We start from the raw sequence: 23,091 nt of genomic DNA on the forward strand, positions 1-23,091 counted from the left end.
AATCATGAAAGAATTAGAATTAAAATACGGATGTAATCCAAACCAGAAACCTTCAAGAATTTATATGGAAGAGGGAGAACTTCCTATCACTGTTTTGAATGGAAAACCGGGATACATTAATTTTTTGGACGCATTTAACGGATGGCAGCTTGTAAGTGAGTTAAAGAAAGCAACAAAGCTTCCAGCTGCAACATCATTTAAGCATGTTTCTCCGGCAGGAGCGGCAGTGGGACTTCCTCTAAGTGAAGTTGAGGCAAAGATCTACTGGGTTGATGACTTGGGAGAATTATCACCACTTGCAGCAGCATATGCAAGAGCAAGAGGTGCTGATAGAATGTCATCATATGGTGATTTTATCGCTCTTTCTGATGTTTGTGACGTATCAGCTGCAAAGCTTATTAAGAGAGAGTTTTCAGATGGAATCATCGCTCCGGGATATGAGCCTGAGGCACTGGAGATTCTCAAGGAGAAGAAAAAGGGAGCATATGCTATTATCGAGATCGATCCTAATTATGTTCCTAAGCAGTTGGAGAGAAAAGAAGTTTATGGAATTACTTTTGAGCAGGGAAGAAATGAGTTAAATATTGACGATGAATTCTTTGCCAATGTTGTCACAGATAATAAGGAAATTCCTGAACAGGCTAAGATTGATATGGCAATCTCTATGATTACTCTTAAGTATACTCAGTCAAATTCTGTTTGCTTTGTCAAAGGTGGACAGGCTATCGGAATTGGTGCCGGACAGCAGTCAAGAATTCACTGTACAAGACTTGCAGGAAGCAAGGCGGACAATTGGTTCTTGAGACAGTCTCCACAGGTTCTTAACCTTCCGTTCAAAGAGGGAATGAAGAGAGCAGAGAGAGATAATGCAATCGACCTTTATATCGGTGAAGATTATATGGATGTTTTGGCAGACGGAGAGTGGGAGCGCGTATTTACAGAGAAGCCACCTGTATTTACCAAAGAAGAGAAGCAAGCATGGCTCAAGGAATATGCCAAGGATGTAACTTGTGGATCAGATGCATTCTTCCCATTTAGTGATAATGTTGAGAGAGCATATAGAAGTGGAGTTAAGTATATCGCACAGCCGGGTGGATCTATCCGAGATCAGGATGTTATAGATGCTTGTAATAAGCATGGAATTGCTATGAGCTTTACCGGCTTGAGATTATTCCATCATTAATTTAGAAATAATAATTTTTTAATCAGGACTTGTGGCGGAATATTTTTCTTAGTATTCCGTCTACAAGTTCTTTTTCGTATTCGTTAAATATAGCAACCCATCCAATTATAAAATATGCAATAGCATAGATAATACACTGAATTATAAAGCTTATCCAACCGTGAAGAGGGGCTGTTAATGAGGGGTTTTGCCAGATTGGAATTATGTGAATTCCATATCCAATAAGCCCGATTAAGACGGTTATGGCAGCTATCTTTGTAACTTCTTTCCAGTATCCCGGGATGTTGATTCCGATTTTTTTGTAATAGAACCAGTTCATTGCGATAATCTGGCCACAGCAAGTTGAGATTCCCGTGGCAGCAGCAGCTCCAAATCCGCCAAATTTTATGGCCATCGGTATACTCAGTGCTACGTTCATTATCGCCAAGAAGAAGTATATTATCGACCTAAAGTGGTGCTTGTTCATGGCGCGAAGGACAGAAATACCCAGATTTTGAGATAGGGGTATAATAGCCGGGATGATAACGACTAGAGCTATTCTGTAGGCATCAAGCTGTTTGTCGCCGACCCAAAGCGATATGAAGTTCTGTCCGAATATGATAAATGCGCTCATGAGAAAGCTGAGGATGATAAACTGTATTCGACCGATTCTGATAAATAGTTCGGAAACATTTTTCATGTCTCCGTCTTTTGTCACAAGCTGGGTTATTTTGGGTAGGAATACTCCACTTATGGAAGTAGAGAACTGCTCAAAATACGATGAAAACTGTACTCCTACAGTATAAGTTGTAACAATTGCTGAGCTACAGAGTGCACCGAGGATGAACTTATCTGTGCTTGCATACAATTGATCAATTACAATATTTAAGAAAATAAAGAAGGAAAAGATAAATATTTCTCGGAGAAGAGCTTTGTCAAAACCGGAAAATCTGAATCTAATCTTGTATTTTTTTGTTCCATAAATAGCTGTGATGATTTTTAGGGAAACTCCGACAACTGCAGTTATTAATGCCATTGAAATAGACTTATTTCCAAGGTATAGCGAAAGCAATATTCCGCCATAAGTCAGAATGAAAGATATTATATTGGTAAGCTTCAAGAAGAAGAATCCTTCATTGGCATTGATGACAGCTGAGAAGGTGGCCAATGGAAATGAAACCACCAAATTAACCAAGAGAATTCTAAAAATTATAGTAAGTGTTTCCGACTCATGTGGAGTGAATCCCTTTTGAAAAATATCTTCGATAAATAGTGTTATGATAAGTCCTGCGATAAGGGCAATAACCGCAATAATTGAGTAGAAAATAAGGAACATGCCATTGAGCTTGTCAATTTCATCTTCCTTTTTTTCGGCCTTTGCTTTTGCCACATATCTAATCATTGTCTGATTGAATCCAAGGTCAAGAATAGCCAAAAATGAAATAATGGAGCTCGCTACAGAGTAAACTCCATATTCGCTGTCTCCCAACCAGTGAAGGATAAGGGGAGTGTAGAAAATGCCCACTGCAAAAGTAAGGGCAAGGTATACGTATGACAGCATTGCTCCTGCTTTTCGTTGGTTCATAATCTACAAATCCTTTCCGTCAATATTGGTGACCAGGCTGAAGCCCGATTCAATCAGTTTAGTGTATAAATACTGCTTCCTTGTACTTTGTCAATTCATATATTTTCTTGGCATCGTCTGGATGTAGGTTAACACATCCGTGGGAGCCTCGAGTCTTGTAAAGAGTTTTGCTCCACCTACTCCATGGTTGCCATGTAGCCGGATGGAAGCCTGTTCCCGACCATGTGATTCGCACCCAGTTGACAACCGGTGTCTCATAGTCAGCTCCCTTGAGGGTATAGGCGTCTCGGTGCTCTTTGATGAAGAAAACACCTTTAGTTGTCTGTCTTCCAGCTACCGGAAGCCCGGTGATGCACTTGCATTTGAATGCTACCTTACCTCCGCGGTGAACGTAAACCATCTGGTCTGCAAGGCTAACTTCCGTATAATTATCTGGATCCCAATCCTCAGGGTTTTGCCCAAAACTCTGCTTTGCAGCGGTGGCAAGATATACAGCTTTCTTCTTGAAAGTCAAGCTTCTCTTGTTTTCCTGACTTGGATCTGCGATATATGTCTCTATAATCTCAGAGTCAAGCTCCTTCAAGACGGAAGATTTTGCCTGCTCCAAGGTCTTGTCGTAGTTTAGTTGCCAGCCATAATCTCCAGCGGGAACTTTGACTTTTTTCCCGGTATGTGAGACAAATGTTCTGTTTTTGTCCACGGTTTTGTACTTGAGACAGAAGTTCTCAACCCACTTGGTGAGCTTTGCCTCGTCGATGGAAGCAAGGCCGTCCTTGTAATTAATCCATGTTGCGATGGTTTTAGGTGTGAGCTTTTCCTTCAGACCATTTCCCAAATCCCAAACGACAAACTTCAGAGCTGTGTTGTTGCAGGCATTGACCTGCTTTGTGATCTTTGGATCAGTTGAGAATCTCGATGGTTTCTTATATACATCAGGAAAATGTTCCGCGTCGTCAAGGTTTATCTCAGATCTTGCCTCCATAAGAGATGATTCTACAGCAGCAAGAAATGCTTTTTTCTTCAGTTTGTTGCCGAGAAATTCCTGCTTGCAGACAAAGTACTGCTTTTCCTCAGAGAACTCCGGCTTAGCCGGAACTGGTTTTTCTATAGGATATGTGTCGCTGCCCTTAATCAACTCGCAATTAAAGAGAATATCCTTCAGCTTTTCCTTATCATAGGAGGCATTGTACTTGAGATCGTATGAACTCTTCGTTGGGAAAATATAAATCCCACTGTGTTGTGCCTCAAACAACTTGTCAAACTCCTCACCTATATTCAATTGGTAACCTATATCACTTCCCACAATCATGAGAGCACCGTTGTTTCTCGCGGATATATTGAGAGAGTAATCTCTCTTGTCATTAAGAATCTTGTTCTTGGCCTCATCAACTGTGAGTCCGCTGATATCTATTCCATTGACTATTGTTGAATCATACCATATGTCATTGTAATGAATATTTCTATAAACGATAATTGCACCGAGCACCAATAATATTACGGCAACGGATATCGCTGATCCGATTAATACTTTCTTTTTCATGACCTCACCTATACTATGTTTTCCTTTAATCTTTAATTTACCCTTATCAATTTTATCAAATCAAAATAAGGTAGTCAAATAAATATTTTATTACAATTTTTAAATTTCATGTAATAATTTCTCAACAATTTCTCAACATTTTTAGTGAACACTAGACAAAAAGCATATTTTGTGCTATCCTTGAGATTGAGTGGTATTCGAAAGAAACTGCATCTAATGTCTTACACCGCAGGTGTAAGACCCAGCATCCAATTGATATCTTACATGTCTAGCTCCCGCTAGGCTTATCTTATAATGTGTTTCTTGCGCAATACTATTCACCAAAAATCCAATTATGAATTTTTGAAAAAACGGAATATTTTCAAAATATGGAGGAATAAGATGAAAAACACAGTATTAACTTTTCAAGAAGCAAAAGAAAAGGGCGAGAAACTCACAATGTTGACGGCTTATGACTATTCTACAGCGAAGCTTATAGATGAGGCCGGAATCAACAGTATTCTTGTTGGGGATTCCCTTGGAAATGTGATTTTAGGTTATGAAAACACCATATCCGTAACGATGGAGGACATGATTCATCATAGTGCGGCGGTTGCCAGAGGTGCCAGCAATGCTATGGTTGTCACTGATATGCCATTTATGTCCTACCAGACTTCGGTTTATGATGCAGTTGTAAATGCAGGTCGCCTGATAAAGGAGGGCCACGCTGATGCAGTAAAGATCGAAGGCGGAGTGAATATAAAGGAGCAGATAAAGGCAATTGTCGAAACCGGAATTCCTGTTTGCGGACATGTCGGTTTAACCCCTCAATCTATCAAGGCATTTGGCGGGTTTAAGATTCAGGGACGCGACGAAGAAGCGGCTATGAGAATAATTGAAGATGCTAAGGCTGTCGAGGAGGCAGGAGCATTTTGCGTGGTTATAGAGGGTGTTCCAAGCCAGGTTGCAGTGAAGATTACTGAGCAGTTAAGCATTCCAACTATTGGTATAGGAGCAAGTTCTGCCTGTGATGGTCAGGTGCTTGTATATCAGGATATGCTCGGAATGTTTTCTGATTTTACACCGAAGTTTGTCAAGAAATATGCCAATATCGGGGATATTATGAAAGAAGCATTTGTAAAATTCAAAGAGGAAGTAAGCGCAGGAGTCTTCCCAGCAAAGGAGAATGAGTACTAATGAAAATTGTAAATACAGTTGAAGAACTTAGAAGCATAATAAAAGAATGGAGAAAGGCTGGCGAGACTATCGGTCTTGTGCCAACTATGGGTTATCTCCACGAGGGACATCAGAGTCTTATCAAAAAAGCAGTGGAGGAGAATACAAAAGTTGTAGTAAGTGTCTTTGTAAATCCTATTCAGTTTGGACCGACGGAAGATCTGGCTACATATCCAAGAGATCTGGACAGGGATGCCAAACTCTGCGAGGAGACAGGAGCTAGCGTTGTTTTCCACCCTGAACCGGAGGAAATGTACTACGATGACTTCTGTACATATGTGGATATGGATGGTCTTACAAAGGGACTTTGCGGTAAAACCAGACCGACACACTTTAGGGGAGTCTGCACTGTTGTATCAAAACTTTTCAACATTACAACACCCGACAAAGCTTATTTTGGACAGAAGGATGCGCAACAGCTTGCGGTAATCAGGAGAATGGTCCGCGATTTGAACTTTCCACTGGAGATAGTAGGATGTCCGATAATCAGAGAAGAGGACGGATTGGCGAAGAGCTCGAGAAATACCTATCTAAATCCGGAGGAGAGACAGGCTGCCTTGGTACTTCACAGAGGGTTAGCTGCAGGTGAGGAGCTGGTTCGTGGTGGCGAAAAGAGCGTAAGCAAGGTGACATCAGCTATTAGAGAGATTATAGAAAATGAGCCGCTCGCAAAGATCGATTATGTAGAAATAGTCAGCTGGGATGGGCTCGATGAAATCAGCGAGATTGATGGAGAGGTACTCTGCGCAATTGCTGTTTACATAGGAAAGACGAGGTTAATAGACAACTTTATAGTATAGAGTAAAGAGGTAGAACATGCAATATTCGGAATTTGATTTGGTCGAGGGAGAATTCAACCCACAGCTACTTTTTTCAGGTGAGATTCATCGAACAGAGAGCGAGAATAATTTTCACAGCCACGCATTTATGGAGATTGGGATTATCCTCGAGGGTGAGGGTATATATCACATTGGCGATGAATACGTGGATGTTAGAGAAGGAGATGTAATGGTTTTCCTACCGGGCACAAGGCATGAGAGCATAATCAGGGAAGGCGATATGCCTCGCCGCGAATTTTTCTTTGGTGCAATCAACTTCAAATTTTCGGGGATGCATGAGGGTCAAATTAATCTCAGGAACGGCAAATCGGTTTTCCATACCAAGGGAGAGGTTTGGAAAGAGATTAAGAAGGTTTGTGGAGAGATGGAGACCGAGAACAGGTCGAGAAAGCTTGGGCGATACTATATGGTAAAGTCGCTGATGGAGAGGCTTCTAATATTGATTGCAAGGGAGCAGTATGAGGTGGACTCGCTGATTCAGGGTGAAATCTTCGAGTACTCCAAGACAGAGGAAGTTCCTATAAAGCTGGCGGCCTATCTGGAGGAACATTTTGCTGAGAAGATATCTCTGGATCAAATTGCTGAGGAGCTCTACTTGAGTCCCTTCTACATATCAAAGCTTTTCAAGGCGAAGATGGGAGAATCGCCTATTCACTACCTGATAAGAATAAGATTAGAACAGGCCAAAATAATGCTTGAAAACGAGGAAAAACTCGGGATTTCACAGGTGGCGAAGCGGGTTGGATATGACGATGCATATCATTTTAGTAAGTTGATTAAGAAAATGTATGGAGTTGCCCCATCAAAAATTCGAAAAAAACCTTGAAAATGCCCTTAAATAGTGATTTTTTTGCCGAAAACACTTGACAAATCGCTAAAATAGGTTTATAAATATATATAGTAGCTTAAAACGTACGAAGTTTACGTATAATTCTAGAAAATAAACGAGGAGGATATAATCCATGAATAAGACAGATTTAGTAGCAGCTATCGCTAGTAAGACAGGTCTTTCAAAGAAAGATGCAGAGGCATCAGTAAAGGCTTTCGTTGATGTTGTAACAGAGCAGCTCAAGGCTGGCGATAAGATCCAGTTGGTTGGTTTCGGTTCTTTCGAAGTAGTTAAGAGAGCTGAGAGAAAAGGTAAGAATCCTGCAACAGGAGCAGAGATGGTTATTCCAGCTTCTAATGCACCTAAGTTCAAGGCTGGAAAAGCTCTTAAGGACGCTGTTAATAAATAATTCATTAATAGTTTTCGAAAAGGGAATTTATAACGCCAATCTCAAGTGGGTTGGCGTTTTTTTCGCTTTTTGGGAATTGTCTTACTCCCTTCGGTCGTAAGACAATTAATTGAAACGCATATTGCTGGTCTTACTCCCTTCGGTCGTAAGACAATAATCGCACAAGGAGAAAACAATGAGATTAGATAAGTATTTGAAGGTGTCGAGGTTGATTAAGAGAAGACCCGTGGCTAACGAGGCATGTGATGCAGGGCGAATTCTCGTAAATGACAATGTTGCCAAGGCATCATATAATGTGAAGATAGGAGATGTTATCGAGATTCAATTTGGAAACAAGACTACCAAAGTTGAAGTTTTGAGCCTGGAGGAGACATATAAGAAGGATGAGGCCAAAGAGCTTTACAAGGTGCTCTAGAGGGGGATTTTGTGACGGCAAATAGTGGTGCCGGAACATTTTCAAAAAAAGTTGTGATTTTTTTTAACAAATATTGAAAAAACCCTTGAATTTTTGACCAAAATTCTATATAATTATATATGTTCTACACTAATAGAAAAATGACAGGTGTAGAATGAGAAACTAGAAAAAGATAAGAAAAGTGATAATTGAGAAAAAGTAGAGTAAGTGTTAGAAAGACATGTGTGTTTGAGCATGTTATGTTTGAGAGGTATTGAATGAAGAATAGAAAGAAGAGTCGTAAGGCGCTATTTATGTTAGCGGCTGTTATTCTTGCTATTTCTGTCTTGTACTCGGCTGTGCAGATTTATGAGTTGAAAAGCACGAGTGCGTCACTCGATGAGCAGAGAGTTGAGTTGGAGAACAGAAAACAGGAATTAGAGCAGGAAAAGGATGAAATCGCGCAGAAGAAAGCGTACATGCAGACAGATGAGTACGTAGAAGATGTGGCTAGAGAGAAGTTTGGTTTAGTTTATAGCGATGAAATCGTATTCAAAGCAAAGTAGAGAATCATGTCTGAGAATGGCGTGATTCTTTTCATGTTATAGGAGATTTTTATGTTTATTGATAAGGTTAGGGAATATGCAGAGAAGAATAAGTTGTTGGTAAAGGGCGATAGGATTATCCTAGGAGTGTCCGGCGGTCGCGATTCGGTGTGCCTGTTGGATGTTTTAGTTAAGCTCAAGGATGAGTACGAGCTTAGTCTCTGTGTTGTACATGTCAATCATGGTATTCGCGGTGAGGAAGCTGATAGGGATCAGCGGTTCGTGGAGAACATGGCGAAGAAATATGGCATTGAGTATCACTGCGAGGTTGTAGATGTCACGGAGATGGCGAAGAATCTCAAGATGTCTGAGGAAGAGGCAGGAAGACATGCCAGGTATGATGCCATGAGAAGTATATGCATCGAGAAGGGATACAGGAAGATAGCAGTTGCCCACCACATGGGAGATGTGGCGGAGACTGTTTTGTTCCACTTGTTTAGAGGAAGTGGTCCTAGGGGATTATCTGGTATCGCACCAAAGCGTGAGTTTCTAATTAGGCCGATTCTCTTTGCCTCCAGAGAGGAGATTCTCGATTATATTCAGGAAAATAATCTGGAGTACATAGATGACTCAACCAATTTTGAGAAGAAATATTCCCGCAACAAGTTGCGCTTAGATGTGATTCCCTTTATTGAGGAGAATATTAATATAAATGCGGTGGAGCATATTGCCAGGGCAGCTGAGAAGATTAAAAGGCAGAATATGTATGTTGAGAAGCAGGCAAAGAAGAGATATATGAAGATTGTTCGCATGGATGGCGGAGAATACTACTTTGATTGCAAGGATTTTCTCAAATGTGACGAGTATATATGCTATGAGATTATACGACTGACGTTAGAAAATATGACGGATAGCCTGAAGGATATCACGGAGGTCCACTACAAGATGATTGCTGATCTTGTGGAGATGGATACGGGTAAGATGGTATGTCTGCCCGGCGGAATATTTGTCGAGAAGAGATATGATAAGGTGTGGTTTAGGGATTCTAATCGCTTGTCCAGGTCCGTGGATATAGAGGTGGATGTGCCTTTTGAAAAGGTAATAGACATCAGAGGAGACAGGATGAGAGTAGTAATGGACGTCATTAAGCGAGAAGATTTACAGCAAGAAATTCCCGAAAAAGACTATACTAAATGGTTTGATTATGATAGAATTAAGAATAAAATGAGATTTAGGAACCCCAATGAGGGAGATTACTTCATCATGGATTCTGAGGGAAATCGCAAGAAGCTGTCAAGGTACTTTATTGATGAGAAGATACCAAAATCAGTCAGAGAGAAGGAAGTTGTTCTCGCAGATGACAACCACGTGATTTGGGCGATTCCCGGTAGAATTAGTTACGATTACAAGGTTACTGAGTCAACCACCAATGTCTTGGTAGTGGTTATTACACCGGGCTGATTCAGGCCAAAGTATGAGATATCTGGAGGAAAAATGAAAGAAGAAATTAACGAACTTATATCTAAAAAAGAGATAAGTGACAAAATTGATGAGATTGCAGAGCAGATCAACAGAGACTATGCGGGGAAGAAGGTCACATTGCTCTGTATACTCAAGGGAAGTGTATTTTTTACATGTGAGTTGGCAAAGAGATTGACGGTTCCGGTGGAATTCGAATTTATGACGGTTTCCAGTTATGGAGATGGGATTGTAAGTAGTGGTGCAATCCGAATCGTAGAGGATGACGAGCTGGAGATTAGAGGCGATGATGTACTTGTCATTGAAGATATCGTCGACACAGGAAGTACTCTAAGCTTTCTCCTTAGCACCCTGGCTAAGAGAGGGCCGGCAAGTCTGAAGCTTTGTGCGCTGCTTGACAAGCCATCTAGAAGGGTTAAGGAAGTCGATGTGGACTATGTGGGATTTGAGATTCCTGACAAGTTCGTTGTGGGCTTTGGAATGGATTATGCTCAGAAATACCGCAATCTCGACTATATTGGAGAGTTAATAATTAAGGAGGACTAACATTTGAAGGGCACAAGAGGATACGGACTGATATTTGTCATAATCATTGCCATTGGCCTTGCATTTTTGACAACACGCATTTATTCGGGCCAGGACAATACAGAATACAACATGGAGCAGTTCAAGAACGACATAGCGAGTGGAAACATTGCCACAATTGAAATCGTTCAGAACCCAGAAGTTCCAACGGGTGTATTGAAAATTGTAAAAACTGACAATACTAAGAAAAATCTATATGTTCCAAATGTAAACAGCATCTTGCAGTATTTGGACAATAATCACTTTACTAATGTAAAAGTAAATGACGTGACGGGAACACCATGGTATGTCAACATTTTACCATATGTTTTGATTGCCATTATGCTTTTCTTGTTTATGAGTATGATGACATCCAGGGGAGATGGCGGATCCGGTGGAAAAGTCATGAATTTTGGCAAGAGTCGCGCTCAGCTGACAATGCCAGATGATAAAGTCAAGACATTTGCGGACGTGGCAGGACTTAATGAGGAGAAAGAGCAGCTCGAGGAAGTTGTAGATTTTCTCTCAAATCCGGAAAAATATTCCGCGCTGGGAGCAAGGATTCCCAAGGGAATAATTATGGTAGGTCCTCCGGGTACCGGTAAGACGTTGCTCGCCAAGGCCGTAGCAGGTGAGGCCGGCGTACCATTTTTCAGTATCTCAGGATCAGACTTTGTGGAAATGTTCGTCGGTGTGGGTGCGTCACGAGTGCGAGACTTATTTGAAGAGGCAAAGAAGAGAAAACCTTGTATCGTATTTATTGATGAGATAGACGCCGTTGCAAGACGACGTGGAAGCGGTCTCGGAGGCGGACACGACGAGAGAGAGCAAACACTTAACCAGATGTTGGTTGAGATGGATGGATTTGGTGAGAATGAGGGAATCATCGTGATGGCGGCTACAAACCGTGTTGATATCCTTGATCCTGCGATTCTGCGTCCCGGACGATTTGACCGAAGAGTCATGGTAAGCAGACCGGACGTGAGGGGAAGAGAGGAGATTCTCAAAGTTCATACCAGAGAAAAGCCTCTCGGTGAAGATGTCAATTTGAAGGATGTTGCCAGAGCAACTGCCGGATTTGCCGGTGCAGATCTTGAGAATCTCATGAATGAAGCAGCTATATCGGCGGCTAAGGACAAGAGAGCATATATCCTCGATGAGGACATCAAGAAATCGTTTATCAAAGTTGGAATAGGAACGGAGAAGAAGAGCCGTATCATTACAGATAGAGATAAGAAGATTACAGCATATCACGAGGCGGGACATGCTATACTCTTCCATCTTCTTCCGGAAGTGGGTCCGGTGTATACTGTGTCTATCATTCCTACCGGAGAGGGCGCAGCCGGTTATACTATGCCATTGCCGGAAAAGGACAATATGCATGTCACCAAGGGCGAGATGCTAGAGAATATCATAGTTTCTCTCGGCGGGCGAATTGCTGAGAGCATCGTATTCGACGATGTGACTACAGGTGCTGTTCAGGATATCAGGCAGGCCACAGGATATGCAAGAGATATGGTAACTAAGTATGGATTTTCCAGTAAATTGGGAATGATCAATTACGAGACTAGCGACGATGAGGTTTTCCTCGGCAGAGATATTGCTCATACGCAGAACTTCAGTGATGCCACATCTGAGATTATCGATGCAGAGGTTAAGAAAATCATAGATGAGTGCTATGAGAAAGCGACAAATATTCTCACAGAGAATCGAAAAATTCTCGACAAACTGGCTGATCTTCTGATTCAGAAGGAGAGAATCACCAGAGAGGAATTCGAGCAATTATTCGACAATACTGAGATTGTATGATATAACCCATAGAACAAAATTAACAATAAAATGTTGATTATGCTCTGTGAATTGTGCATTATACCTTTTTGGAGAAGAGCATTGGGCAAATCTAACAAAAAGAATTTTAAAAAAAATTCAATGTTTGTGCACACTGAAATGTTGCATGGTGCTATACTTACTATCGTAAACCCCAATACATTATATAGTTTTTGCTACACCCCATAAGTAACAAAAATACCTTCTCCCAAAAGGACAGCAGATGTGAGCTGTCCTTTTGACTTTTATAAAGGTTTATAATGTACAAGAGTATTCTATGAAAGCAGGACTGAAGATGTAGCCGGAGTTATCCGGCAAGATAAGGAGTATTTATGCCAGGAGATTATTTGAATAGAGAGGCAATATTTTCATCAGGTTCAAGCTTATATGTATTACCCAAAAATCCCAAGAAAAATCAACGAGTTACAATTAGATGTAGAGTAGGGCGAAACAATGTGGACAAGGTGTTCTTGGTTGACAAGGACGGAAGCCATGAGATGAAGCTGGAGTTTTCAAGAAAAATGTTCGATTACTACAGCATACACATGACCATGGGCGGAGAGAGATATACCTACCAGTTTCAAATTGTGAAGAATAACCAAAGTGTTTACTTTAACAAACGAGGGGACATGGATAGCTATGATTCACGCTTCGACTATGATATTATTCCGGGCTTTGAAGTTCCGGAGTGGGCGGAAGGTGCAGTTATGTACCAGATTTTTGTGGATAGATTCTATAATGGAGATTCTTCTACAGACGTAGTCGACAGGGAGTATTCTTACATAGGAGAGCATGTAGTTCGCGTAAAGGACTGGAACAAGTATCCTGCAACTATGGATGTCAGAGAGTTCTATGGCGGGGATTTGAAGGGAGTTATGGAGAAACTCGACTATTTGCAGGATTTGGGCGTTGAGGTGCTTTATCTGAATCCGATCTTTGTTTCTCCATCAAATCACAAATATGATACTCAGGATTATGATTATATAGATCCTCATTATACGGTTATCAAGAATGACGGGGGTCAACCTCTGGAGGAGTGGGATAAAGACAATACCCATGCCACAAAGTATATTCAGCGTGTTGTAAACAAGGAGAATCTGGAAGCCAGCAATAAGTTCTTTGCCAAGTTTATGGAGGAAGTACATCGTCGCGGTATGAAAGTAATTCTCGATGGCGTATTCAACCACTGTGGATCATTTAACAAGTGGCTAGATCGGGAGAAAATCTACCAAAAAGAGGGAACGTACAAAAAGGGAGCTTATACGGATGAAGATAGCCCTTATAATAGTTTTTTCCAGTTTTATCCGGATGGAAAATGGCCCGACAACGGCAGCTATGACGGATGGTGGGGGCATGATACCCTTCCAAAACTCAACTACGAGAACTCGGAGAAGCTGGAAAAGTATATATTAAAAATTGCCAAAAAGTGGCTGGAACCGCCGTACAACGTGGATGGATGGAGACTTGATGTGGCGGCTGATTTGGGTCATTCTGAGGAGTATAATCACGAATTTTGGCGCAAGTTTCGAAAGACTGTGAAGTCGGCTAAGAAGGATGCATTGATTTTGGCGGAACATTATGGTGACGCATCGGCGTGGCTAGATGGTGAGCAATGGGATTCCGTCATGAATTATGACGCGTTTATGGAGCCGATAAGCTGGTTTTTGACAGGAATAGATAAGCACAGTGATATCAGTCGCCAGGATTTGCGAGGCAACGGAAACGAGTTCTTCAGTAGAATTACTGAGAATATGTCAAGGTTTAATATTAACTCCCTTCTGGTGGCCATGAATGAATTGTCAAATCATGATCATTCCAGATTTTTGACGAGAACCAATGGAAGAGTGGGACGTACTATGTCAGCGGGACCGGAGGCGGCCAACATGGGCGTAAATGTCAACGTGATGATGGCAGCAGTTGTTATGCAGATGACATGGTTAGGAGCGCCTACCGTATACTATGGTGACGAGGCCGGATTATGTGGTTGGACGGATCCTGACAATCGACGCGGTTATCCTTGGCACTACGAAAATCAAGAGCTTATAAGGTGCCATAAGGAGCTTATAAGGATACATAAATCATATGCCGCATTGAAGACAGGTGCTCTAATCTATCTCATAAATGAGGGCAATCTGATTGGATATGGTAGATTTGATGATAAGGATAGATTCTGCATATTGGTGCAATTGGGCGGTGGAGATAGGACAGTAAAAGTACCTGTGTGGCGCCTTGAAGTAAGTGATGATGAGTACATGGTTCAGATGGCAAGAACAGGTACAGAAGGTTTCACAAATCGCGCGGAAATCTATGATGTAAGAGATGGTTATATAGAGGTTCATATGGGATGCGACAGCGCAGTTGTACTTAAGTCAATAGACAGACCATATTAAAGTAAATATGAAAAGGGGCTGTCGCACTAAGACAGTCTAAAAACAGGAAGAGTCCAACCGACTCGAGACGCAATGCATGCGCATTGAAGTCTCTCTCTGGTTGGCCTCTTCCTGTTTTTTTATACTTATCTAGTGCTGACATTCCCAGCAATATGCAATTCCTCTAAATACGGATGTTTTCTTAAAAAATGTCTTTTCATCCGTATTTTACGGGGCATGCCAAATCCTTCTTTTTTCGAATATGCATGCCCCTCACGCTTCTCAATTAACAAAGAATAATAATAAAATCTCCCCAATTTAGAGACAAAAAGGAGCTGAGCACTAACAATTTTTTAATTGTTAGTGCGACAGCCCCTTTGGTTGTTTGGAAACGCATATTGCTGGTCTTACTCACGTCGTTCGTAAGACAATTAGTCTTCAATTTGTCCGTACTTCTTGAGAACCTTGTGAATTCTCTCTGAAGGATCAAGAAGTCCTGATATAGATGCGTCATGATTGAGTGTGTTGATGAGGAGCGCGATATACTTGCTCATATCAACGTTAATGTAGTACTCCTTAGAAAGGAGCTCCTCTGGCTGATAAACCAGATTTGTAGTCATAACGCGGTAGATAAGTCCGCTCTCGTATGCCTTGTCAAACTTCTCAAAACCATTTGTAAATAGTCCGAAAGTTGAGGCAACGAAGATTCGGTTTGCCTTGCGGCGCTTAAGCTCTGTTGCAACATCAATCATACTCTCCCCGGAGGAAATCATATCATCGATTACTACAACGTCTTTGCCCTCTACGTCTGCTCCCAGGAATTCGTGAGCAACGATAGGATTACGTCCCTCGACGATCTTTGTATAATCACGTCTCTTATAGAACATACCCATGTTTACACCAACTACTCCTGCAAAGTAGATTGCACGGCTTGTGGCACCTTCGTCCGGGCTGATGATCATCATCTTTTCAGGTGTCATCTGAATATCCGGAACATTTTTGAGCATAGCCTTGATAAATTGATATGTAGGCTGTACTGTTTCAAAAGTGCTGAGTGGAATTGCATTCTGCACACGTGGATCGTGAGCATCAAATGTGATAATCGTATCAACACCCATATTTATCAGTTCGTGAAGTGCAAGAGCACAATCAAGAGATTCTCTGGCACTACGTCTATGTTGTCTGCTTTCATAGAGGAAAGGCATGATAACAGTAATTCTGCGGGCCTTACCACTGGCAGCAGCGATAATTCTCTTCAAATCAGCATAATGGTCGTCTGGAGACATATGATTGATCTGACCGCATAATTTGTATGTCAGACTGTGGTTACAAACATCCAAAAGAATGTATAAATCTTTTCCCCTGATCGATTCATTGATAATTCCCTTTGCTTCTCCAGATCCAAATCGTGGACAAGTTGTATCAATGAGATATGAATCCTTCTTGTAGCTTGTGAAGTGGATAGACTCCTCGCTATTCTCACTCTCTGTACGCCAAGAAGATATATATCTATCGACCTTTGCACCAATACTTCTGCTACTCTCAAGAGCAACAATACCCAAATCTCCATATGGAATAACATCCAAGAAATTATTTTGACTCATTATGGCCTCCTTAAAATTTGTTCCCTTTTGTATTGTATAGTGGTTTTTTCAAATAGTCAAGTGAAAAATTAACTTTTTATTCTCAAATCGTCCCCAAATATTTTCAAAAACGTATATTTATAGTCAATTCTTGACAAAACTCGCTCGCTATAAGTTTCTTCCAACTCTTGGAATGACAAGTTGGTTGAAATGATAGTAGGCTGCTCGCCGATAATTCGTCGATTGATAATTTGATAGAGCTGAGAATTGGTAAAGAGGTTCACAAGCTCTGTTCCCAAATCATCAATGATGAGCAAATCACATCCAGTGATGAATTCAGAAGTGGTATTAAGTTCGCTCTCATCTGTGTTACGTCCAAAGTTTGACTTTCCGAGAATATTGAATAGCTCAATGGCAGAAAGATAAACTACCGTATGACCTTTGTCGAGTATTTCCTTGGCAATGCAGTGGGTGAGGAAGGTCTTTCCAACACCTGTGGTGCCATAGATTAACAGATGAGAAGGGTTTTTATCAAAATTCTCACAGAAATTCTTTGCCAAATCATATACAATGTGGATATTATCTCTCGGAGTCATCTTCTCATCTTCGTCAATATATCCGTCGGAATAACAATTGAAGTCGAAGTGATCAAAGTTTTCTTTTTCCAGGACATGTCCGAGATTAGACTCCTCATATAGGTATTCGATAATTCGCTTTTTAAAGCATTGACACTTCTGGTCGTCGATATATCCGGTGTCATGGCAAATCGGACACTCGTATATCGGATCTAGATAGTTTTCGGGATAACCTGCTTCAACCAGTAGTTGGTGTTTTTTCTTAGATAGAGTAGGAATATCATCCAAGGTCGCACCGGCCACATCGAATCCGCCTTCCTTGTCTTCTATCAAGTCTGCACCGAGTTTCTTCAAAGCGCTGTTGGCAGAAATCATGGCTATGGCCTTGTTAATATTCTTAATCGCAGGAATCTTCTCATCAATCTCCCGAACGCGATTCTCCAAAATCCTCGCATTTTTGAGCTGAACCTTTTCGTAATGCGAGATCAGCTGCTGATATTGATAATTTTGTAATTGCATAACCGCTCCTATCTATAATCTAGCTCTATTAACTAATTTGATGCATCGCGAAGTCCTTGTTCGCGACGTCTGCGCTCCCTGGCTTTTAGCTCATCCTCTGTATACGATCTCTGAGTATAGTTGTGGAAGGCGTTCTTTCGCTGGGCGGGAACAGCATTACCTCCATTCTTGGAAAATGTTCCGCCCGCAGACTTTTGCGCATACTTTTTTTTACTCTCTTCTTTGTGGTCTTTGTCGCACTTTTCTATATCCTCTATTGTCTTTACACCTTTTTTCTTCCATCCGTATAATATGGCATCGACATATGGGATGCTAGGATTTCCCGGGTGCATAACCGCTTCTTTGTCACAGGCAATTCGGATAAATTCTTCGCCGTAGCCGTAATTCAAAAGATTATCAATCTTTTCTTTGACGGCGGGTGCCAGTTCACCTTTTATAGCAAGGGCCTTTTTGACAGTATTGTAGAGGCCATAGTGCATAGCTGACCAGTCTCTTGCTTCCTGGACGGTCTTGATATTATTCGTCTTCCAGTTGATGGCAATTTGCTCTATATACTCAATACTCTCTATTTTCTTGTCCACGACAGCGATTTTGTAGGCTTCCATGACTAGCTCAGAAGAGAGACCGAGCTCGCTCATGAGGTATATGATACTTTCCACATATTTTGGGTTGAAAGTGTGGCCCAACATATTTTCGACCCCATCGGAACATTTTTTAATCTCCAAATCGTTACTAAGTGCTGCAAAGACAGCTGGGTCATAATGCTTTTTCTTTGGAACAGATACCTGCTTGGTTGTGCTGCCTGTGAATCTCAACTCGTCGTCAGAGTCGCCTAACGACTCTAGATTAACACTGTTATTGACAGTATTGACAGTTTTTTCCTCTTCTACAGGGGATTCCTCTTCCGCAGAATCCAAATTGACAATGCTGATGGATGTGACTTCGTCCCCATCCATAGAAATATCTAAAACTCCCTCGGCATTCCAGTACTTGAGCCCCCTAATGACATCTGATTCCGTTATCTGTAGGATATCGGCAATCTTCGAGATGGAGATCTCTTCTGATTGATTATCTAGACTTAACAAGTATATGTATATCTTCACATAGTCACCGTGTGATCCGGGCATATGCGATACAATAAACTCATTAGGAATAAGTGTATAATTTGGTTTGACTTTGTTAATTAATGTTAACCCCATTTGCTCCTCCATAGTATTTTAATGACTTTCACATTAAGATAATACCCCAAAAATTCCAATCTGTAAATAGCTAAAATTCCATGCGTTAGCTGTAGAATGGTTTTTGTTAAGACTGTCAATAATGTCAATAAGTCTGTCAATTAAATTCTTATGATGTAGAATGAAAAGTGAAAAAATCCAAAATTCACGGTGTTTGGAGACTATTTTATTTTTTTACATGAAATTAAATGAAAAAGTTATCGACAGCCTATTTTTTCTACAGGTTGTCGATAACCTTGTCAACAATGTCAATAACTTACTTCGCAACCAGCGATTCTCCAATTTCTACAACGTTTCCGGCGCCTACGGTTATTAACAGGTCCCCGTCCATTAAATTTTTTTCAAGAAATTCGATAATTTTTTCAAAATCGCCAAGATAAGTCGCTTTCGATCCCTTTTCGGAAATCAGTTTCGCAATATCTTCCGAAGAGATATCTCCCGGATCCTTTTCTCTGGCAGCATATATATCTGCGAGAACAACGTGATCTGCCTTTGCGAGAACATCGGCAAACTCATGGAGAAAGCTCTTAGTTCTCGTGTATGTATGGGGCTGGAATACAATCCACAGCTTGTTGTGAGGAATACTGGCGGCCGTCTTAATAGTGGTGGCAATCTCCGATGGATGATGAGCATAGTCATCGATAATCGTAGCGCCCTTGAAAGTTCCCTTGTGCTGGAAACGACGTCCGACACCCTTATAATTGCTGAGGCCCAGCTTAGCAACGTCAGGCTCAATTCCAAGGAAATCGGCCATAGCTAAGCAGGAAATTGCATTAGATATGTTGTGTTCTCCCAAAACATTAAGCTTATACTGTCCAACTTCTTCTTTGCCGCGAATCAGTGAAAATGTTCCGCCAGTGGCATCGAAGGAAATGTTTTCAGCGTGATAATCGGCATTCTTGTCATTTAGTGAGAATGTAATCACTTTACATGGAAGGTTGTCGCTAATTTCCTGATAGTCTCTGATATCTGAATTGATAATCAGAGCGCCATCTGCCGGCAGTAATTCAGCAAATTTGCGGAAACTGTGTCTTATATCTTCCTCGTCTTTGAAAAAGTCGAGGTGGTCTACTTCTATATTAAGTATGATTCCGATTGTTGGAGCAAACTCAAGAAAGCTGTTGGTGTATTCGCAGGATTCCACAAGGAAGTATGGGGAGTGGCCAATGCGAAGGTTACCAAACTCCGGGAGCACACCTCCAACTGAGACTGTTGGATCTAGGTCAGCAGCCATGAGTATATGAGAGGCAATGGATGTTGTGGAAGTTTTTCCGTGAGTTCCTGAGACGCCGATGGCAGTCTTGTAATTTCTCATGATCTGGCCAATCATAGTAGCGCGGCTGATCAACGGAATATTTAACTGTTTCGCCTTGGCGAATTCCGGATTGTCATCCGATATAGCTGCTGTGTAGACTACGAAGTCCACGCTGGAATCAATAGTTGATCCATCTTGTTTGTAGTTTATGTCTATGCCTAGGCTTTCTAACTCTGCGGTCATGTCGCTCTTGGTTCGATCTGAACCGGCAACCTCAAAACCCTTGTTCTTGAGGAGTTTCGCGAATCCGCTCATACTGATTCCGCCAATTCCTATAAAGAAAGCCTTGCCCTTTTCTTGAAAGTTGATTTTGTACATATTATATATGCCTCTTTTCCTTTAATATTAGCCTGTTTTGAGAGTTTAATACAGTCTTCAGGCTCATAAATCATTCTAACATAAAACATTTAATAAGTAAATACTTTGAAAATCATAACGGAGTTGGAATTAAAAAGCGACAATTTACTGTCTTTTATTTGTGCAAATATTACAAAAATCTGCGAAAATAGTCAAATTAATTGTAAATATTATTGAAAAATTCCGATTTTGTGGTATAATAGAGATACAGTCGTCATGTGGAAGTCACATACCCACATGACAGATTACAACAGGAGGTGATCGCGTGATTAAAAAAGAGATGATAGCCATGCTATTAGCTGGTGGACAGGGATCTAGACTAGGTGTCCTGACTTCAAATGTTGCAAAACCTGCTGTTGCTTTTGGGGGAAAGTATAGAATTATAGATTTTCCATTGAGTAACTGTATCAATTCGGGAGTTGATACGGTGGGTGTATTGACACAGTACCAGCCATTGAAACTTAATACTCACATTGGAATCGGAATTCCTTGGGATTTGGATCGAAATGTCGGTGGGGTATCAGTACTGCCACCATATGAGAAGAGTAATAGTAGTGAGTGGTATACGGGAACTGCCAATGCTATCTATCAGAATTTGCGCTATATGGATTATTACAATCCTGAGTATGTGTTGATTCTGGGTGGAGATCATATCTACAAGATGGATTATCAGGTGATGCTTGATTTTCATAAGTCAAATAATGCGGACATCACACTTGCGACTATTCCAGTACCTATTGAGGAAGCTAGTCGTTTTGGTGTTTGTATTACAGATGACAGCAAAAAGATTTTGGAATTTCAGGAGAAGCCAGCTGAGCCTAGAAGTAATTTAGCATCTATGGGCATTTACATTTTTTCGTGGCCAGTACTTAAAGAAGCATTGATATCGCTCAAAGACCAACCGGGATGTGATTTTGGAAAACACATCATTCCTTATTGTCATGAAAGAGGAGATAGAGTATTTGCTTATGAGTACAATGGATATTGGAAAGACGTAGGAACCTTGGGATCGTATTGGGAATCGAACATGGAACTTATAGATCTTATTCCTATATTTAACTTGTACGAAGAATTCTGGAAAATTTATACGAAGAATGAGTGGTTGAGACCACAGTATATATCCGATTCAGCAGTAATTGATAAGGCTATAATGGGCGATGGTTGTGAGGTTTATGGAAAAGTACACAATTCAGTTATAGGATCTAACGTGGTTATAGAAGAAGGTGCCGTTGTTGAGGATTCTATTATCATGAATTCTACCAAGATTGGTAAAAACACTAAACTATACAAGACGATAGTATCTGAGAACACCGTTATCGGGGACAATTGTATTTTGGGAGATGGACCGGATGACGTGGTTAATCAGGTAAAACCGGATGTTTATGCATTTAACCTTGTAACAGTTGGTGAGGAGACAGTTATTCCAGATGGAGTGACCATTGGAAAGAATACCGCAATTGCAGGAGTCACTACAATCGAAGATTATCCAAACCACAGATTAGAAGGTGGAGGAACTTTGATAAAGGCAGGTGACATATTATGAGAGCTATAGGTATTATTTTGGCCGGCGGAGCCAGCAACAGGATGACGGAATTGACGACTAAAAGAGCTACATCTGCGTTGCCGATTGCAGGAGGATATCGTAGTATTGACTTTGCGCTTAGTAGCATGGCAAATTCTCATATTAACAAGGTAGCTGTCTTTACACAGTACAACTCAAAGTCTTTGTCTCAACATCTCAACTCATCAAAGTGGTGGGATTTTGGACGTAAGCAGGGAGGATTGTACGTATTTACACCTACACAGACACAGGAGAACAATTATTGGTATCGTGGAACTGCAGATGCTATTGGTCAGAATATTGATTTTCTGAAGACAAGCCATGAGCCATATGTTGTTATTGCGTCAGGTGATTGTGTATATAAACTTGACTATAATGATGTTTTGCGTTATCATATAGACAAGAATGCAGATATAACAATCGTTACAAAGGAACTCGGGGATGAGGAGGATCCAAGCCGATTTGGCGTGGTTTCTATTGATGATAACGGTCTTGTTACCGAATTTGAGGAGAAACCTATCGTTACATCAAAGAATATAGTTTCCACAGGAATCTATATTATTCGCAGACGTCAACTTATCGAGATGATTGAGCGAGCAGGAAGTGAAGGCGGATTTGACCTGGTTAAGGATATTTTCATTAGATATCGCGGTCTTAAGAAGATGTATGCATATCCGATGAAAGCTTATTGGAGCAATATTACCACGATTTCGTCCTACTTTAAGACCAATATGGACTTTTTGAATAGGGATATCAGAGACTATTTCTTCAATCAGTATCCAGTGGTGAATTCCAAGATTGAGGATTTGCCGCCGGCAAAGTATAACGTTGGATCTAGTGTTACTAATAGTTTAGTTTCCAGTGGATGCATTATTAACGGAGAGGTTAGAAATTCTATTCTCTTCAAGGAAGTTTACGTTGGAAACAATTGTACAATTAAGAATTCACTTATATTAAATGACGTATATATCGGGGATAATACCTATATAGAGAATTGTATTGTGGAGAGTCATGATACGATTAGGGAGAATTCAAGTTATATTGGTGATCCTGAAAGCGTTAGAGTAGTGTTGGAGAAAAATGCTAGATATGTACTCTAGATAATTGTAGTGAAATGTGAAAAGTGATTTGTTGCAAATTGCTTTTAACACAAAAGGATTGATTGTATCTCATCGAAAAAAAGTCA

Annotated in this window: 19 protein-coding genes; 13 read left to right on the forward strand and 6 right to left on the reverse strand. The window is 40.8% G+C overall.

The annotated features are described in order from the left end of the window. Positions 1 to 4 precede the first annotated feature (4 nt). Positions 5 to 1,183 carry a phosphoribosylaminoimidazolecarboxamide formyltransferase gene (locus tag L877_RS0104445; protein WP_026835060.1) on the forward strand — a complete coding sequence of 393 codons (1,179 nt, stop codon included), beginning with the start codon at positions 5 to 7 and terminating at the stop codon, positions 1,181 to 1,183. A gap of 22 nt (positions 1,184 to 1,205) precedes the next feature. On the opposite strand, the gene L877_RS12160 is transcribed toward L877_RS0104445, so the two are convergent. Beyond that, the gene (locus tag L877_RS12160) at positions 1,206 to 2,747 is read right to left on the reverse strand and encodes a lipopolysaccharide biosynthesis protein (protein ID WP_051437678.1); all 1,542 of its coding nucleotides are present in this window, start codon (positions 2,745 to 2,747) and stop codon (positions 1,206 to 1,208) included. A 58-nt stretch (positions 2,748 to 2,805) separates the two neighbouring features. Beyond that, positions 2,806 to 4,287, reverse strand: coding sequence for a L,D-transpeptidase family protein (locus tag L877_RS0104455; protein WP_026835061.1), 1,482 nt, complete (start codon positions 4,285 to 4,287; stop codon positions 2,806 to 2,808). 381 nt (positions 4,288 to 4,668) lie between these two features. On the opposite strand from L877_RS0104455, the gene panB reads away from it, so the two are divergent. From panB to L877_RS0104505, 10 genes are all read left to right on the forward strand, one after another. After that, positions 4,669 to 5,463, forward strand: coding sequence for a 3-methyl-2-oxobutanoate hydroxymethyltransferase (panB, locus tag L877_RS0104460; RefSeq protein WP_026835062.1), 795 nt, complete (start codon positions 4,669 to 4,671; stop codon positions 5,461 to 5,463). Then, positions 5,463 to 6,302, forward strand: coding sequence for a pantoate--beta-alanine ligase (gene panC / locus L877_RS0104465; RefSeq protein ID WP_026835063.1), 840 nt, complete (start codon positions 5,463 to 5,465; stop codon positions 6,300 to 6,302). Before panB ends, panC begins: the two co-directional genes overlap by 1 nt. Before the next feature lie 16 nt (positions 6,303 to 6,318). Further along, positions 6,319 to 7,167, forward strand: a complete 849-nt coding sequence (locus L877_RS0104470) for a helix-turn-helix transcriptional regulator (RefSeq protein WP_026835064.1) — start codon at positions 6,319 to 6,321, stop codon at positions 7,165 to 7,167. Between the two features lie 136 nt (positions 7,168 to 7,303). Continuing rightward, a complete protein-coding gene (locus L877_RS0104475; protein WP_026835065.1) occupies positions 7,304 to 7,579 on the forward strand; it encodes an HU family DNA-binding protein in 276 nt (91 codons plus the stop codon). Between the two features lie 175 nt (positions 7,580 to 7,754). Next, complete coding sequence (locus L877_RS0104480; RefSeq protein WP_026835066.1) at positions 7,755 to 7,994, forward strand: RNA-binding S4 domain-containing protein; 240 nt, start codon at positions 7,755 to 7,757, stop codon at positions 7,992 to 7,994. A gap of 257 nt (positions 7,995 to 8,251) precedes the next feature. Continuing rightward, entirely contained in the window at positions 8,252 to 8,539 is a 288-nt protein-coding gene (locus L877_RS12165; protein ID WP_051437679.1) for an FtsB family cell division protein, read from the forward strand. 51 nt (positions 8,540 to 8,590) lie between these two features. After that, positions 8,591 to 9,979 carry a tRNA lysidine(34) synthetase TilS gene (gene tilS, locus L877_RS0104490; protein WP_034785083.1) on the forward strand — a complete coding sequence of 463 codons (1,389 nt, stop codon included), beginning with the start codon at positions 8,591 to 8,593 and terminating at the stop codon, positions 9,977 to 9,979. Positions 9,980 to 10,012: 33 nt separating this feature from the next. Beyond that, positions 10,013 to 10,543, forward strand: a complete 531-nt coding sequence (gene hpt, locus L877_RS0104495) for a hypoxanthine phosphoribosyltransferase (RefSeq protein WP_026835068.1) — start codon at positions 10,013 to 10,015, stop codon at positions 10,541 to 10,543. A gap of 3 nt (positions 10,544 to 10,546) precedes the next feature. Continuing rightward, positions 10,547 to 12,370, forward strand: coding sequence for an ATP-dependent zinc metalloprotease FtsH (ftsH, locus tag L877_RS0104500; protein WP_026835069.1), 1,824 nt, complete (start codon positions 10,547 to 10,549; stop codon positions 12,368 to 12,370). Positions 12,371 to 12,720: 350 nt separating this feature from the next. Continuing rightward, a complete protein-coding gene (locus tag L877_RS0104505; protein ID WP_242837117.1) occupies positions 12,721 to 14,778 on the forward strand; it encodes a glycoside hydrolase family 13 protein in 2,058 nt (685 codons plus the stop codon). 410 nt (positions 14,779 to 15,188) lie between these two features. On the opposite strand, the gene L877_RS0104510 is transcribed toward L877_RS0104505, so the two are convergent. The 4 genes from L877_RS0104510 to murC all read right to left on the reverse strand — a co-directional run bounded on the left by L877_RS0104510 (position 15,189) and on the right by murC (position 20,305). Continuing rightward, positions 15,189 to 16,361 (reverse strand): ribose-phosphate pyrophosphokinase, encoded by a 1,173-nt coding sequence (locus L877_RS0104510; RefSeq protein ID WP_026835071.1) that lies wholly within the window; start codon positions 16,359 to 16,361, stop codon positions 15,189 to 15,191. Between the two features lie 68 nt (positions 16,362 to 16,429). After that, positions 16,430 to 17,434, reverse strand: coding sequence for an ATP-binding protein (locus L877_RS0104515; protein WP_026835072.1), 1,005 nt, complete (start codon positions 17,432 to 17,434; stop codon positions 16,430 to 16,432). Positions 17,435 to 17,466: 32 nt separating this feature from the next. After that, positions 17,467 to 18,633 (reverse strand): DnaD domain protein, encoded by a 1,167-nt coding sequence (locus L877_RS0104520; RefSeq protein WP_026835073.1) that lies wholly within the window; start codon positions 18,631 to 18,633, stop codon positions 17,467 to 17,469. Between the two features lie 295 nt (positions 18,634 to 18,928). Beyond that, entirely contained in the window at positions 18,929 to 20,305 is a 1,377-nt protein-coding gene (gene murC, locus L877_RS0104525) for a UDP-N-acetylmuramate--L-alanine ligase (RefSeq protein ID WP_026835074.1), read from the reverse strand. 304 nt (positions 20,306 to 20,609) lie between these two features. On the opposite strand from murC, the gene L877_RS0104530 reads away from it, so the two are divergent. Next, entirely contained in the window at positions 20,610 to 21,887 is a 1,278-nt protein-coding gene (locus L877_RS0104530; RefSeq protein ID WP_026835075.1) for a glucose-1-phosphate adenylyltransferase, read from the forward strand. Beyond that, on the forward strand, positions 21,884 to 23,005 hold the full coding sequence (gene glgD, locus L877_RS0104535; protein ID WP_026835076.1) for a glucose-1-phosphate adenylyltransferase subunit GlgD: 1,122 nt from the start codon (positions 21,884 to 21,886) through the stop codon (positions 23,003 to 23,005). Before L877_RS0104530 ends, glgD begins: the two co-directional genes overlap by 4 nt. The last annotated feature ends 86 nt before the right edge of the window (positions 23,006 to 23,091 follow it).

Source organism: Eubacterium xylanophilum ATCC 35991, assembly GCF_000518685.1.
GTDB lineage: Bacteria > Bacillota > Clostridia > Lachnospirales > Lachnospiraceae > Eubacterium_F > Eubacterium_F xylanophilum.